Annotated in this window: 17 protein-coding genes; 14 read left to right on the top strand and 3 right to left on the bottom strand. The window is 69.8% G+C overall.

Translation table 11 applies throughout. From position 1 onward, the window contains the following. Nucleotides 1-80 precede the first annotated feature (80 nt). Nucleotides 81-1,064: a lipoyl synthase gene (gene lipA, locus FFA01_RS00945; RefSeq protein ID WP_146852015.1), complete on the bottom strand. Its 984-nt coding sequence runs from the start codon at nucleotides 1,062-1,064 to the stop codon at nucleotides 81-83. After that, the gene (lipB, locus tag FFA01_RS00940; RefSeq protein ID WP_146852013.1) at nucleotides 1,061-1,747 is read right to left on the bottom strand and encodes a lipoyl(octanoyl) transferase LipB; all 687 of its coding nucleotides are present in this window, start codon (nucleotides 1,745-1,747) and stop codon (nucleotides 1,061-1,063) included. The genes lipA and lipB overlap by 4 nt, the downstream gene beginning before the upstream one ends. Before the next feature lie 76 nt (nucleotides 1,748-1,823). Here lipB and ffh point away from each other — a divergent pair, with 76 nt between their 5' ends. After that, on the top strand, nucleotides 1,824-3,386 hold the full coding sequence (ffh, locus tag FFA01_RS00935; protein ID WP_146852011.1) for a signal recognition particle protein: 1,563 nt from the start codon (nucleotides 1,824-1,826) through the stop codon (nucleotides 3,384-3,386). An 84-nt stretch (nucleotides 3,387-3,470) separates the two neighbouring features. On the opposite strand, the gene FFA01_RS00930 is transcribed toward ffh, so the two are convergent. Next, nucleotides 3,471-4,616: a glutamate--cysteine ligase gene (locus FFA01_RS00930; RefSeq protein ID WP_146852009.1), complete on the bottom strand. Its 1,146-nt coding sequence runs from the start codon at nucleotides 4,614-4,616 to the stop codon at nucleotides 3,471-3,473. A gap of 282 nt (nucleotides 4,617-4,898) precedes the next feature. Here FFA01_RS00930 and rpsP point away from each other — a divergent pair, with 282 nt between their 5' ends. From rpsP to FFA01_RS00865, 13 genes are all read left to right on the top strand, one after another. Further along, nucleotides 4,899-5,318: a 30S ribosomal protein S16 gene (rpsP, locus tag FFA01_RS00925; RefSeq protein ID WP_146852007.1), complete on the top strand. Its 420-nt coding sequence runs from the start codon at nucleotides 4,899-4,901 to the stop codon at nucleotides 5,316-5,318. Nucleotides 5,319-5,321: 3 nt separating this feature from the next. Then, nucleotides 5,322-5,558 carry an RNA-binding protein gene (locus tag FFA01_RS00920; RefSeq protein WP_146852005.1) on the top strand — a complete coding sequence of 79 codons (237 nt, stop codon included), beginning with the start codon at nucleotides 5,322-5,324 and terminating at the stop codon, nucleotides 5,556-5,558. A gap of 3 nt (nucleotides 5,559-5,561) precedes the next feature. Next, nucleotides 5,562-6,155 (top strand): ribosome maturation factor RimM, encoded by a 594-nt coding sequence (rimM, locus tag FFA01_RS00915; protein WP_146852003.1) that lies wholly within the window; start codon nucleotides 5,562-5,564, stop codon nucleotides 6,153-6,155. 2 nt (nucleotides 6,156-6,157) lie between these two features. Continuing rightward, nucleotides 6,158-6,850 (top strand): tRNA (guanosine(37)-N1)-methyltransferase TrmD, encoded by a 693-nt coding sequence (gene trmD / locus FFA01_RS00910; protein WP_146852001.1) that lies wholly within the window; start codon nucleotides 6,158-6,160, stop codon nucleotides 6,848-6,850. Between the two features lie 89 nt (nucleotides 6,851-6,939). Beyond that, nucleotides 6,940-7,557 (top strand): hypothetical protein, encoded by a 618-nt coding sequence (locus FFA01_RS00905; RefSeq protein ID WP_146851999.1) that lies wholly within the window; start codon nucleotides 6,940-6,942, stop codon nucleotides 7,555-7,557. Nucleotides 7,558-7,735: 178 nt separating this feature from the next. Further along, a complete protein-coding gene (gene rplS, locus FFA01_RS00900) occupies nucleotides 7,736-8,083 on the top strand; it encodes a 50S ribosomal protein L19 (protein WP_146851997.1) in 348 nt (115 codons plus the stop codon). Nucleotides 8,084-8,147: 64 nt separating this feature from the next. Next, nucleotides 8,148-8,903, top strand: a complete 756-nt coding sequence (gene lepB / locus FFA01_RS00895; protein ID WP_146851996.1) for a signal peptidase I — start codon at nucleotides 8,148-8,150, stop codon at nucleotides 8,901-8,903. After that, nucleotides 8,903-9,538, top strand: coding sequence for a ribonuclease HII (gene rnhB / locus FFA01_RS00890; protein WP_146851994.1), 636 nt, complete (start codon nucleotides 8,903-8,905; stop codon nucleotides 9,536-9,538). Before lepB ends, rnhB begins: the two co-directional genes overlap by 1 nt. A 64-nt stretch (nucleotides 9,539-9,602) precedes the next feature. Further along, the gene (locus tag FFA01_RS00885; protein ID WP_146851992.1) at nucleotides 9,603-9,926 is read left to right on the top strand and encodes a DUF2469 domain-containing protein; all 324 of its coding nucleotides are present in this window, start codon (nucleotides 9,603-9,605) and stop codon (nucleotides 9,924-9,926) included. A gap of 121 nt (nucleotides 9,927-10,047) precedes the next feature. After that, nucleotides 10,048-10,410 carry a YraN family protein gene (locus FFA01_RS00880; protein ID WP_146851989.1) on the top strand — a complete coding sequence of 121 codons (363 nt, stop codon included), beginning with the start codon at nucleotides 10,048-10,050 and terminating at the stop codon, nucleotides 10,408-10,410. Beyond that, the gene (locus tag FFA01_RS00875) at nucleotides 10,407-11,948 is read left to right on the top strand and encodes a YifB family Mg chelatase-like AAA ATPase (RefSeq protein WP_146851987.1); all 1,542 of its coding nucleotides are present in this window, start codon (nucleotides 10,407-10,409) and stop codon (nucleotides 11,946-11,948) included. Before FFA01_RS00880 ends, FFA01_RS00875 begins: the two co-directional genes overlap by 4 nt. Continuing rightward, nucleotides 11,945-12,769, top strand: coding sequence for a DNA-processing protein DprA (locus FFA01_RS00870; RefSeq protein ID WP_167627245.1), 825 nt, complete (start codon nucleotides 11,945-11,947; stop codon nucleotides 12,767-12,769). Before FFA01_RS00875 ends, FFA01_RS00870 begins: the two co-directional genes overlap by 4 nt. Then, a complete protein-coding gene (locus FFA01_RS00865; RefSeq protein ID WP_146851983.1) occupies nucleotides 12,766-14,151 on the top strand; it encodes a recombinase family protein in 1,386 nt (461 codons plus the stop codon). Before FFA01_RS00870 ends, FFA01_RS00865 begins: the two co-directional genes overlap by 4 nt. The last annotated feature ends 285 nt before the right edge of the window (nucleotides 14,152-14,436 follow it).

Below are 14,436 nucleotides of genomic sequence, written 5' to 3'. Positions count from 1 at the left end.
GCGGCGCCGCTGGCGCGTCGCTCTGAGCTCCAGCGCGCGTGCAGAACCTGATCGCCTGATCGCCTGAGTCGGTCGAGGCGTCACACCGCCTGGCGGCCCGCCCCGGCCTCGAGCAGGTGCCGCAGCGCCTCCGGCACGATGCGGCCCTGCGCCTCGGTGGTCCGCGCCCAGAGGCGCCCCGCCCGGTACGACGAGCGCACCAGCGGCCCGGCGAGCACCCCGCTGAAACCCATGTCCTCCGCGATCTCGCGGTAGTCGACGAACTCCTCCGGGCGCACCCACCGGGCCACCGGCAGGTGTCTCGGGCTGGGCCTCAGGTACTGGGTCAGCGTGATGATGTCGGTGTGCGCCTCCTGGAGTCGTTCGAGGGCGTCGATGACCTCGTCGCGCTCCTCGCCCATGCCGAGGATCAGGTTCGACTTCGTGACGAGCCCGGCCTCGTGCCCCTGCGTGATCACGTCGAGCGAACGCTCGAAGGTGAAGGCGGGCCGGATTCGCTTGAAGATCCGCGGAACGGTCTCGACGTTGTGGGCGAAGACCTCCGGCCGGGCGTCGAACACCTGGCCGAGTAGATCGGGGCGACCGTTGAAGTCGGGGACGAGGATCTCGACCCCGGTGCCCGGGTTGAGCTCGTGGATCAGGCGGATCGTCTCGGCGTAGAGCCACGCGCCTCCGTCGTCCAGGTCGTCGCGGGCGACGCCCGTGACCGTGGCGTAGCGCAGCGCCATCTCGCGCACCGACTCGGCCACCGACAGCGGCTCGCGCCGGTCGAGGGGGCTCGGCCTCCCGGTGTCGATCTGGCAGAAGTCGCACCGGCGCGTGCACTGCGAGCCCCCGATCAGGAAGGTCGCCTCGCGATCCTCCCAGCACTCGAAGATGTTGGGGCAGCCGGCCTCCTGGCAGACGGTGTGGAGCTTCTTGTCGACCACCAGGTCGGTCAGAGCGCGGTACTCGGGCCCCTGCCGGGCGGTGGTCCTGATCCAGGCGGGCTTCTTCTCGATCGGCGTCTCGGCGTTGCGCGCCTCGATGCGGAGCAGGCGTCGCCCCTCGGGTGCTGCGGTCATGGGGTTGCCTCCAGAAGGCGGTCGGTCCGGGCGGCCCGGTGGGCGAGCGACGTGATGTAGCGGGTCAGGGCCTCGTCGAGCAGGTCGGCGACGTCGGCGGGGGAGACGGGGCGTCCGGAGGCGCGGGTCAGCGTGGTCACGCCGGCGTCGGCGATCCCGCACGGCACGATCGCGGCGTACGGGCCGAGCGGGTTGTCGCAGTTGAGCGAGACGCCGTGCAGCGTGACGCCGTGCGCCACGCGGACGCCCACCGCGCCGACCTTCTCGTCGCGGCCCGACGTCGTCAGCGCGCCGGGCAGCCAGGCCCCGCTCCGCCCGGGGACCCGGACCGAGGCGACCCCGACGGCCGCGCACACCTCGAGCAGGACGTCCTCGAGGGCGCGCACGTGGGCGACGACGTCGAGCGGCTCGGGCAGGCGGACGATCGGATAGGCGACGAGCTGTCCGGGACCGTGCCAGGTGATCCGGCCCCCGCGGTCGGTCTCGACCACGGGGCTGCCGTCGCGCGGCAGGTCGCCCGGCTCCGTCCGTCGACCCGCGGTGTAGACGGACGCGTGCTGGCAGATCACGAGGGCGCCGTCGCGGCGATGCAGCACGACGTCGTCGTGGAGGTCGCGCTGCAGGGCGCAGCCGTCGAGGTAGTCGAGCGGCTCACCGTCGAGCCCCAGTCGGATCGTGGCCATGGGGGGAGTGTAGCCCGATTGATGTACTGAGTGCATTAATCGCATGAGCGCGAGGGTCGGTTAAGCTGTCTGCACCATGGCCACATTTGGAACGCTCTCCGACCGCCTCGCGGACACCTTCAAGAACCTCCGCAACAAGGGCAAGCTCAGCCCGGCCGACGTCGACGGCACCGTCCGCGAGATCCGCCGCGCGCTGCTCGACGCCGACGTGGCGTTCGACGTCGTCAAGGCGTTCACGACGACGGTGCGCGAGCGGGCGCTCGGCGACGAGGTCAGCAAGGCGCTGAACCCCGCCCAGCAGGTCGTGCAGATCGTCAACGAGGAGCTCGTCGAGATCCTCGGCGGCACGCAGCGACGGCTCGAGTTCTCGAAGAACCCGCCCACCGTCATCATGCTGGCCGGCCTCCAGGGCGCGGGTAAGACCACCCTGGCGGGCAAGCTGGCGAAGTGGCTGGCGAAAGACGGTCACACGCCCCTCCTCGTCGCGGCCGACCTGCAGCGACCGAACGCGGTGCAGCAGCTCCAGGTGGTCGGCGAGCAGGCCGGTGCGGCCGTCTTCGCACCCGAGCCGGGCAACGGCGTCGGCGACCCGGTCAAGGTCGCCAAGCAGGCCATCAAGTTCGCGCGCGACAAGGTCTACGACACGGTGATCGTCGACACCGCCGGTCGACTCGGCGTCGACGCCGACCTGATGAAGCAGGCCTCGAACATCCGCAAGGCCGTCGACCCCGACGAGGTCCTCTTCGTCATCGACGCGATGATCGGTCAGGACGCCGTGGCCACGGCGAAGGCGTTCCAGGAGGGCGTCGACTTCACCGGCGTCGTGCTCTCCAAGCTCGACGGAGACGCCCGAGGCGGTGCGGCGCTGAGCGTCGCGTCGGTCACCGGCCGGCCCATCATGTTCGCGTCGACGGGCGAGTCCCTCGACGACTTCGAGCCGTTCCACCCCGACCGCATGGCGAGCCGCATCCTCGACCTCGGCGACATCCTCTCGCTCATCGAGCAGGCCCAGCAGGCCTTCGACGAAGACGAGGCGATGGCGGTCGCGCAGAAGATCGCGACCGACTCGTTCACCCTCGACGACTTCCTGAAGCAGATGCAGCAGCTCCGCAAGATGGGGTCGATCAAGGGCATGCTCGGGATGCTCCCCGGCGCCAAGGGCATGCGCGAGCAGCTCGAGAACTTCGACGAGCGTGAGATCGTCCGCACCGAGGCGATCATCCAGTCGATGACCCCCCAGGAGCGCGAGCTGCCCAAGCTGCTCAACGGCTCGCGCCGTCTGCGCATCGCCAAGGGCTGCGGGATGACCGTCACCGACGTCAACCAGCTCGTCCAGCGCTTCGAGCAGGCCGCGAAGATGATGAAGACCGTCGCCAAGGGCGGCGTGCCCCAGGTGCCGGGCATGGGCCCGATCCCCGGTGCGTCCTACGGGGGCAAGAAGGCGCAGCCCAAGAAGAAGGGCTCGAAGGCCGGCAACCCCGCCAAGCGCGCCGCGCAGAACGCCGCGCTCGCCACCGGGGTCAAGCCCTCCGGCGCGCCCGGCGGCTCGGGCTTCGGCCTCGGCGGAGCCGCGCAGGGCGACAAGGCCCCGACTGCTGACGAGCTGGCCTCGCTGCAGAAGATGCTCGGTCGCGGCTGACGTCGAGTCGCACCATCGCGACCGGACGCCCGGTGGGGACGACCCGCCGGGCGTCCGTCGTCTCCGGCACCGCGCCTCCTCGGCTCAGGAGGCGGCGGCCACGCCCTCTCGGAGCTCCCGGACCAGCGACGACACGACGGGACGGAGGGCGCCCCCGTGGCGCGCCGAGACCGACAGCTGGCGCTGGTAGCTGGCGCCGTGCTCGAGGATCGCGTCGAGCGAATGCAGCTCGGCGAGGCAGCCCAGCCGCTCCGCCGTCGGCTCGAGCCGGGTGACGAGATCACGGAGATCGTCCGTCACCAGGCGCTCGTCGCCGTCGGAGTTCTGGATGACGATGGCGTCCATCCCGTACCGGGCGGCGCGCCACTTGTTCTCGCGCACGAACCACGGCTGCATCTGCGGGGGCTCCTCGCCCCGGTCGAGCGACTCGGACATCTCGTCGACCAGGCACTGCACGAGGGCGGCGAGGGCTCCGACCTCGTCGAAGGTCGCGATCCCGTCGAACACCCGGGTCTCGAGCGTGCCCCACTTCGGCGAGGGGCGGATGTCCCAGCGCAGCTCGCTGTGGTGGTCGATCACCCCGGTGCGGGTCATGTCGGCGACCATCTCCTCGTAGTTCGCCCAGGCGCCGAACTGGGGCGGCAGGCCCGCCGTCGGCAGCTGCTGGAACATCAGAGCGCGATTCGAGGCGTAGCCGGTCTCCTCGCCGACCCAGAACGGGCTCGACGCCGTCAGCGCCTGGAAGTGCGGGAGGTACGTGAGGAGCCCGTTGAGGATCGGCAGGGCCTTGTCGCGGGCGTCGATGCCGACGTGCACGTGCACGCCCCAGATCATCATCTGGCGACCCCACCAGCGTGTCCGGTCGATGAGGGTCGCGTAACGCTCGTTGTCGGGGGTCACCTCCTGATCGACGTAGCGGCTGAATGGGTGCGTGCCGGCGCACATCAGGTCGGCGCCGAGGACGGAGGCGGGCCCGTGGATCGAGTCGACGGTGCCGCGGAGGTCGTCGACGGCGTCCGCGACCCGGTGGTGGACCCCGCTGACGACCTCGACCGTGTTCGTCAGGAGCTCGTGGGTCAGGCGCACCGGCCCGCCGTCGTTGAGATGGTCGAGGTCGGCGAGGACGGCCGGAGCGTGCGGGGCCAGCTCGCCCGTCTCCCGATCGACCAGCGCGAGCTCCCACTCGATGCCGAGGGTCGACCTCTCGGAGGTCGTGAAGTCGATGCGCATCCGCGTGGCCTTCCCATGGGCGTCAGGGCGGGGTCCATCCTGCCAGGCGGTCGTCCTCGGGGGCCGCGCGCGCCTCCTCCATGACGGTCCGAGACGCGGCGAGGGACACGGTGAGACGAGATTCGTGCTGAGTGGCGTTCGTCTGCAACAATGGGAGGTCGAGTCTCGTGTCGTCCGACCCTCTAATCAGGCGACGTTCGACTCCCATCAGAGCTTTCGAGCCGAGTGTGCCCCCACGCTCACGGCTAGCAACTCGCCCACATCACATCACACAGGAGAATTGTGGCTGTCAAGATCCGTCTCAAGCGTATGGGCAAGATCCGTGCCCCCTACTACCGCATCGTCGTCGCCGACTCGCGCACCAAGCGCGACGGCCGCGTGATCGAGGAGATCGGCAAGTACCACCCCACCGAGGAGCCCTCGTTCATCGAGGTCGAGTCGGACCGCGCCCAGTACTGGCTCGGAGTCGGCGCGCAGCCGACCGAGCAGGTCGCGGCGCTGCTGAAGCTCACGGGCGACTGGGGCAAGTTCAAGGGCGACGCCGACGCCGTCAGCACCGTCAAGGTCAAGGCCCCGAAGGAGGCCTTCGTCGCCGACGAGAAGAAGAAGCCGGTGCTCGTCCCCAAGTCGGAGAAGCCCGCCGCCAAGGCCGAGGCTCCTGCCGAGGCACCCGCCGACGACGCCGAGACCACCGAGGCGTAGTCAGTGCTCGCACCTGCACTCGAACACCTCGTCCGGGGGATCGTCGATCACCCGGACGAGGTGCAGGTCGTGGCCTCGACCTCGCCGCGCGGCGACGTCCTCGAGGTGCACGTGCACCCCGATGACCTCGGGCGCGTCATCGGTCGTGCCGGACGCACCGCGAAGGCGCTGCGGACGCTCGTCACGGCGCTGGCCGACGGCAAGCGCGTGCGGGTCGACGTGGTCGACGGCGACTTCTGAGCCGTGGGCACCGACGACACGACCCAGCTGCGGGTCGGACGACTGACCAAGGCCCACGGACTCAAGGGCGCGCTCAAGCTCGAGCTGTTCACGGACACCCCCGAGACCCGGTTCGTCCCGGGCGCGGAGTTCACCCTCCAGGTCCCCGAGACGAGCGCCTGGCACGGCAGGACCCTCACGCTCACGGAGCTGCGCTGGTACAACGGGCAGCCCGTCGGATTCTTCGACGACGTCCCCGACCGCACCGCGGCCGAGTCGCTGGTCAAGGCGATCCTCTGGGTCGACCAGGACCTCGACGAGCTCCCCGACGAAGACGACGCGTGGTACCACCACCAGCTCGTCGGCCTCCGGGTCGAGCGTGACGGCGTCCAGGTCGGCACCGTCGCCCGGGTCGACCACCTGCCCGCTCAAGACCTCCTGGCCGTCGACACCCCGACGGGCGAGGTGCTCGTGCCCTTCGTGTCGGCCCTGGTCCCCTCGGTCGACATCGAGGCAGGGGTCGTCGTGGTGACGCCTCCCGCCGGGCTCTTCGAGGAGCTGGCCGACGCGTCCTCCGACGACGAGGACACCTCGGCGCGCACGACCGACGAGGGCTGAGCGTGCGCATCGACATCGTGTCGATCTTCCCGGAGTTCTTCGGGGTGCTCGACATCTCGTTGATGGGCAAGGCCCGGAGGCAGGGCCTCCTCGACGTCGCGGTGCACGATCTGCGTGACTTCACCCATGATCGGCACCGCACCGTCGACGACACCCCGTACGGCGGGGGAGCGGGCATGGTGATGCGCCCCGAGCCCTGGGGGGAGGCCCTCGACCACGTCTTCGGCGACGCGGCGACGCCGGAGAACACGACGATGATCGTGCCGTCCCCGGCGGGCACCCCCTTCACCCAGGCGGTCGCGCGCGAGCTGGCCCTCGAGCCGCATCTGGTCTTCACCTGCGGGCGGTACGAGGGCATCGACCAGAGAGTGGTCGACCACGCCGCCTCCCGGGTCACGGTCCGCGAGATCAGCCTCGGCGACTACGTGCTGAACGGCGGCGAGGTCGCCGTCACCGCCATGATCGAGGCGATCGGCCGGCTCGTGCCGGGCGTGGTCGGCAATCCGGCGAGTCTCTCGGAGGAGAGCCACGAGGACGGCCTGCTCGAGTACCCCAGCTACACCAAGCCCGCGACCTGGCGGGGTCTCGACGTGCCCCCGGTCCTCCTGGGGGGCAACCACGGCGCGATCTCCGCATGGCGGCACGAACAGCAGATCGAGCGCACCCGCCGGGTCCGCCCCGACCTCCTCGACTGAAGCGGCCGGCCACGGGCCGGCACGAGCGGATGTCCCGGCGGGGTCCCCTGATCAGCCGTTCCCCACGATGGCTCCGTATCCTGGGCCGCATGACGATCCGCCGCGTCTTCCACCGACTCCTCTGGCCCGCGCTGTTCCTCCTCCCGCTCTGGGTGCTGTTCGGCCGATCCTTCTTCGGCGTGCCGTTGGGTCTCCAGTTCGTCGGGCAGCTGCTCCTCGTCCCGCTCCTCTTCGCCGGCCAGGCCGTGGCGAGCGGCCTGATCGTCGCTCGACGCAGCGTCCGCTCGAGCTCGACGCTCTCCTGGCTCGACACCGGGCTGCTCGCCGTGTCGTGGTCGGCGCAGCTCGCCCTGGGCTTCTTCCTGGTCGACAGCTCGGCAGGCGCGTCGGCGGCGTCGGCCTACACGCGCGTCGCCGGGGGCGGGCTGGATCTCTCCACGGCTCTCTTCGCCCTGTCGGCCGTCGTGGTCATCGCCGCGGGTCTGGCGCTGATCGCCTCGGCCGTCTGGCAGCTCGTCCGCGAGACGGGGCGTCGGGTGGCGGCGTCGATGGCGGACCTCGACCGGCTGGCGGGTCTGTCCGGCAGCTCCGCCGGACGCGAGACGACGCGTCCCGAGGCTGCGCGATCGTCCGGGTCGTCCGCGCGAGGTGACGGGCCGGTGATCCGCATCGCGCCTCGAGGCCCCGACGGTCCGACCAGGCCCTGAGCGACTGGCCCGCGGTAGCGCGCCGTGGTCGGTCTATGGCACACTTGACGATTGTGCCTGCGCACGACTCTGCCACAGGGGAGTCTGCCATCTCAGAGCACGTCCTCTTCATCACGAACCGGTGGTCCACCACCACGAACGGCAGTCGACCTGTGGCGGTTGCAGAGAGCGAACGACTATGCACATCCTCGACGCGGTTGACTCCGCCAGCCTGCGCAACGACATCCCCGACTTCCGGGCCGGCGACACCGTCAAGGTGCACGTGAACATCATCGAAGGCACGCGCTCGCGTGTCCAGGTGTTCCAGGGCGTCGTCATCGGCAAGCAGAACGAGGGCGTCCGCGAGACCTTCACGGTCCGCAAGGTCAGCTTCCAGGTCGGTGTCGAGCGCACGTTCCCCGTCCACTCGCCGGTCATCGACCACATCGAGCTCGTGAGCCGTGGCGACGTCCGTCGCGCGAAGCTCTACTACCTGCGCGAACTGCGTGGCAAGAAGGCGAAGATCAAGGAGAAGCGCGACAACTGATCGCCTCCTGAAACCTCTTCCGAGCTCCCCGCCGTATACGATGGCGGGGAGCTCGGGCGGTTAAATGACAAACAACACATCTTCTCTTCGGCGCCGTCTGCGCCCCTCACGGCGCGACGACCGTCCGCGAGGCGTCGGCACCTTCCTCCGCGACATCGTGATCATCTTCCTCGCGGCGTTGCTGATCTCGTTCCTGATCAAGACGTTCCTGATCCGCTCGTTCTACATCCCCTCGGGGTCGATGGAGAACACGCTCCAGATCAACGACCGCATCATCGTCAACGAGCTCGTCCCCGACGTCGTCGACGTCAAGCGCGGCGACGTCGTCGTGTTCACGGATCCCGGCGGCTGGCTCGACGGGACGCCGCCGGTCTCGGCCGAGTCGGGCAACCCCGTCGCCGACGGCATCGCGTGGTTCCTCACACAGGTCGGTCTCGGCGCGCAGGACAGCAACGACCACCTCATCAAGCGCGTCATCGGCCTGCCGGGCGACACGGTCTCGTGCTGCAACGACTTCGGACAGATGTCCGTCAACGGCGTGCCCCTGAAGGAGCCGTACGTGACGCTGCCGTCCGGCGAGTCGCGGGTCTCCGGCGACGACTTCTCGGTGACCGTCCCGGCGGACTCCCTGTGGGTGATGGGCGACAACCGCTACAACTCCAAGGACAGCCGGTACAACGGCGCGACCCCGAGCAAGGGCTTCGTCCCGATGAGCGACGTCGTCGGACGCGCGTTCGTGATCAGTTGGCCGAGCTCGCGCTGGCAGTGGCTCGACGACTACCCCGACGTCTTCCGCGGCACGGAGCGCGAGGGCGACTGATGGGTGTCGTCGACCCGACGCTCGACTACGAGCGTGAGCTGCACGCCGCCGGCGCGACCTGGGTGATCGGATGCGACGAGGTGGGGCGTGGCGCGATCGCCGGTCCGGTCGCCGTCGGACTCGGGGCCGTTCCGGTCGACTGCACCGACGTCCCGGCGGGGCTCCGCGACTCGAAGATGCTCTCCGAGAAGCGGCGCGAGGCCCTGTATCCGCTCGCGACCGCGTGGGTGTCCCACCACGCCGTCGGGTTCGCCGACGCCAGCGAGGTCGACGAGATCGGCATCGTGGCCGCGCTCGGGCTCGCCGGACGTCGCGCGCTGACCGCGCTCCACCACGCCGGAGTGGGCATCCTCCAGTCGGTCGTCGTGCTCGACGGCAATCACGACTACCTCTCGCCGCACCTGGCGACGCCGCCGCGGATCACGACGCGGGTGAAGGCCGACCGCGACTGCGCCTCCGTCGCCGCCGCCTCGGTCATCGCGAAGGTCGAACGCGATCGCCTGATGATCGAGGCCGACGACCGCCACCCGGGCTACGGCTGGTCGGGGAACAAGGGCTACGGGTCGTCGGCCCACTTCGGAGCGCTCGCGGAGCTCGGCCCGTCCCCGCTGCACCGTCTCACCTGGTTGCACTGAGTCGCGCGGCCCCGTGGACCCGGCGTCGCCGACGGGCGACGAGGCCGCGTAAGATGATCTCCCGATGGACGAGGACGAGTTCGAAGACTACGACCGCGAGGTCGAGCTCGCGTTGTACCGCGAGTACCGCGACGTGGTGTCGCAGTTCCGCTACGTCGTCGAGACGGAGCGCCGGTTCTACCTGGCCAACGAGGTCGATCTCGTCCGGCGCGACACCGAGCACGACTTCTACTTCGAGCTGAGCATGACCGACGTCTGGGTCTGGGACGTCTACCGCTCCGACCGCTTCGTGAAGTCCGTCCGGGTGCTGACCTTCAAGGACGTGAACGTCGAGGAGCTCACCTCGCGCGATCTCGAACTGCCGAAAGAGCTCGCCCTCGACGAGTGACCTCCTCGCCGCGCTGACGATCCCTCCACCACCGGGGGTCGGGCGTCGTTCTCCCCACGTCTGCACGTGATCCCCGCGTCACCGCGTCCGCCTCCGAGACGCTGGTGTCGAGGAGGCCGACATGGCGAAGAAGGACGAATTGGGGCAGCACGGCGAAGACGTGGCCGCCGAGTGGCTCGAGGCGCAGGGCATGCGCGTCGTCGGACGAAACTGGCGCTGCCGCGAGGGCGAGATCGATGTGATCGCCCTCGACGGCGACGAGGCCGTCGTGATCGAGGTGAAGACCCGATCCGGCACGGGCTACGGGCACGCTCTCGAGTCCGTGACGGCCACGAAGCTCGCTCGTCTGAGGCGGCTGGCGGGCGCGTGGCGCCATGAGCATCCGGGCGTCGGCCGAGGCCTGCGCATCGACGTGGTGGCGATCACCATCGAGCGCTGCCAGGGTCACGAGCGGATCGAGCACGTCCGTGGGGCCGACGCGTGAGCATCGGGCGGACGCGGGCGGTGTCGTTGCTCGGGCTCGACGGTGCGCTCGTCGAGGTCGAGGCGGACATGGGGGCGGGGCTGCCCGCGTTCATGATCATCGGGTTGCCCGACACCTCGCTCGGTGAGGCGCGGGACAGGGTCCGGGCCGCGGCGACCAACGCCGGGTGCGGTCTCCCGACGCGCAAGCTCACCGTCAATCTCTCGCCGGCGTCGCTGCCGAAGCAGGGGTCCTCGTTCGATCTCGCCATCGCGGTGGCCGCCCTGGCCGCGGCCGACCTGGTCGAGGCCGAGTCCGTCGGACGGGTGGTGCACATCGGCGAGCTCGGGCTCGACGGGCGCCTCCGGCCGGTCGACGGGGTCCTGCCCGCGGTGCTGGCCGCCCGGCGTGCGGGGGCGGAGATCGTCATGGTGCCCACCGACAACGCCGACGAGGCGTCGCTCGTCCCCGACATCCGGGTGGTGGCCGTCGCGGGTCTGCGCGACGCGGCCATCTGGCACGGGGCCGCCCTGAGCCCGGAGCCGGTCGAGGCGATCGTCCGGGCGCGTCCGGGGTCCGCCGGGGAAGCCGAGTCCGTCGCCGGGCCCGACCTGGCCGACGTGGTCGGCAACTCGGACGCCGTGCAGGCGCTGATCGTGGCCGCGGCCGGTGGACATCACCTGCTGATGGTGGGGCCGCCCGGGGCCGGCAAGACGATGCTCGCGGCGAGGTTGCCCGGCATCCTCCCCGACCTCGACGTCGACGCCGCCCTCGAGGTCGGCAGCGTGCGATCGCTGGCCGGCCGTCCCGTCACCGGGGGCCTCGATCACCGGCCGCCGTTCGAGAGCCCGCATCACACCTGCAGCGCGGCGTCGCTGATCGGCGGGGGCAGCGGCGTGATCCGCCCGGGAGCCGTCTCCCGGGCGACGAGGGGCGTGCTCTTCCTCGACGAGGCGCCCGAGTTCTCCCAGTCGGTGCTCGACTGTCTCCGGCAGCCGCTGGAGTCCGGCGAGGCCGTGGTGCATCGGTCTCGGGCCGTGGCGCGGTTCCCCGCCCGGTTCCAGCTGGTCGCCGCGGCCAATCCCTGCCCGTGCGGCCAGTACGGCACCCGTGACGGCGACTGCGACTGCACGCCGTATCACCGGCGCCGCTACCTCGCCAAGCTCTCGGGTCCGCTCGTCGACCGGATCGACATCCAGCTGCGGGTCGCCCGGATCAGCTCGGCCGCCTTCCGTCTCGCGGATCAGGCCGAGCGTCTCACGACGGCCCAGGCGCGGCGATCCGTCGAGGAGGCGCGGGCCCGGTCGCGCCGGCGCCTCGCGTCCACCCCGTGGCGGCTCAACTCCGAGGTGCCGGGCACCTGGCTGCGGGACCGGCCGAACCGCCTGCCGGTCGCCGAGACCCTGCCCGCCGACCGGGCGCTGGAGACGGGTGCGCTCACGATGCGGGGCTACGACCGGGTGCTGCGCGTCGCCTGGACGTTGGCCGATCTCGACGGAGTCGAGCGACCGGAACGGCGGCACGTCGTCGGGGCGCTCGGCCTGCGGAGGTCGATGTGAACGGGCTCTTGCGGGCGACTCGCCAGGAGCTCGCCGAGATCGTGGCGCCACTGCGTCGCGACGGGGCGGGCGGCGAGGGGGCCGTCGACGCGTTCGCCCATGCGGCGTGGTCGGGTCTGGTCGAGCCTGGCGATGCCGTCGGCGGCCTGGCACGGCGCGTGCTGGGCGCGGCCGTCGCCCTGCGCGTCGTGCTCGAGTCGATCGAGCGGCGGGAGTCGGACGGCGACCCGTCGCTGTTCGGCCGAGCGCTGCGGACCGCCGGGGTCGACCCCGGCGAGATCCCCGACCGGCGGATCGCCAAGGCGCTCTCCCGCTGGGCGCCCCGCGTCGACGAGCCCCGCGTCCTGGCGTCGTTCCGGGCGGCGACCGTCCTCGGCCTCCGTCTCGTCGTGCCCGGCGACCGCGACTGGCCCCGCGCGTTCGACGGGCTCGGAGAGCACGCACCCGCGGCTCTCTGGCTGCGTGGTGCGGGCGAGCTGCCCACCGTCGAGTCGTCCGTGGCCGTCGTCGGGTGCCGGGCCTCCACCTCGTACGGCGAGCAGGTCGCGGCGGATCTCAGCAGCGCCCTCTGCGACCGGGGCTTCACGGTCGTCTCGGGCGGCGCCTACGGCATCGACGGCATGGCCCATCGTGCGGCGCTGGCGGCCGAGTCCGCGACGGTGGCCGTCATGGCGGGCGGCGTCGACCGGTTCTACCCCTCGGGGCACGACTCCCTGCTGCGGTCGGTGGCGGAGACCGGGCTGGTGATCTCCGAGTCGCCCTGCGGGAGCACGCCGAGCAAGTGGCGGTTCCTGCACCACAAAGTACAGTCGTATGCATGACCCGAGTTGCCATCTACGTCCGCCAGTCTCAGGACCACCAGGAAGGCATCGAGCGCCAGTTGACCCGCACGCGGGCACTGGCGCTTTCGCGTTCCTGGACGGTCTCCGCGGAGTACGAGGACAACGCCGCTAGTGCCTCCAAAGTACGCGGAGCCAAGAGCGCGTGGGGCCGAATGCTCAAAGACGCCGAAGACGGCCAATTCACGCACGTGATCGCCGTAGACCTGGACCGGCTCATCCGTTCGCAACGGGACATGCTGACTTTGCTGGATCTCGGTCTCAAGATCGTCACCGTAGATGGTGAGATCGACCTCACCACCGCAGACGGTGAATTCCGGGCAACGATGCTCACCGCGCTCGCTCGGTTCGAAGTCGCACGCAAGGGGGAGCGCCAGAAGAGGGCCAACATCGCGCGGGTTGCAGCGGGCAGGCCAGTCCCTGGTCGGCGGCGCTACGGATACGAGCCTGACAACGTGACGCCCCGCGAAGAAGAGGCCGTCATCGTACGGCGGGCATTCGCGCACATACTGTCCGGAGGCACGGTCTACGGCCTCGCGAAGGAACTGAACGCCGAGGGGGTGCCCCGGGCCAACTCGAAGGTGGTCCGGTGGGAACCGCGCCGTGTGCGGGACCTCATCAACGTGGTGGCGTACGGCGGGCAGGTGCAGCATCAGGGTGTTGTGACTGAGGGGACGGCCATCACGCCACTCGTATCTCGTGAGGATGCCGAGGCCGCACGCGCGATTCTCGCTGATCCGAGCCGCCGCACGAGTCCGGGCAATGTCGCCAAACACCTGCTGTCCAACATTGCAATCTGTGGTGAATGCGGTGGACCACTCGTAATGATGCGCGGCTACCGCTGTGGCAACACGAACGGCAACCACGTCTTCATCCGAAAAGACGTGGCGGACAGCATCGTCATTGAGGAGATCGGATGGCGCTTCCTTACGCAAGGCACGCCGCATGACACCGCTCACGAGTCGAACACGATCCGCAAGCTTCTGTCCGAGTCCGCAGAACTATCTACACGACGTACGCAAGTCACCGAACTGGCCATGATGCCCGGCATCGACATGGCTCGCATCCGACGCGAGTTGTCCGAGATCGACGCGCTCTCGTTGGAAGTGGGGGAGTCGATTGCTCGCGAGCGGGGACAGCTAGCTTCCGCTGACCTTGCCGCCGAGGTGAAACGGATGTGGGCTGAGGCTCAAGCGGACAACGGAGACGAGGCCGGATGGCCAGAGTTTTGGGCGTCGCTCGGTATCGAGAGGCAGAGGGAAATCCTCCGTACGAGCTTCCGTATCACGATCCATTCGGCCCGCAAGTATCCGAAGAGTCCGAGCCGAGATGTGGAAAGGCTTGTTGTCGAGCCCCTGAGCTAGCCCCAGGAAGAGTCGAAGGCAGTGCGACACGCCGAAGGTCTTCAGATAGAAGAGAAAGAAATTCGGGGTACAAAAACCACTCTGTGACACCGTATGAGCGTAGAAGGCGGGGACAAGAGAGAAAGAAAGTCGGCCGATTTGTCTCCCGGGAGCAGTTTCCCCACGAACGCCTCTAGCCAGATGTAGAATCGACAATGCCCGTTAGGGCTATGTCGCAAGACACAGCCCCGTTAGCTCTGGCAGGAGCTACGGGGCTGCATCAATTCTGTTGTCACGGTGAGTTTT

The sequence above is a fragment of the Frigoribacterium faeni genome (genome assembly GCF_007988805.1).
Taxonomy (GTDB): Bacteria; Actinomycetota; Actinomycetes; order Actinomycetales; family Microbacteriaceae; genus Frigoribacterium; species Frigoribacterium faeni.
This window is presented reverse-complemented; position numbering and strand designations above follow the sequence as displayed.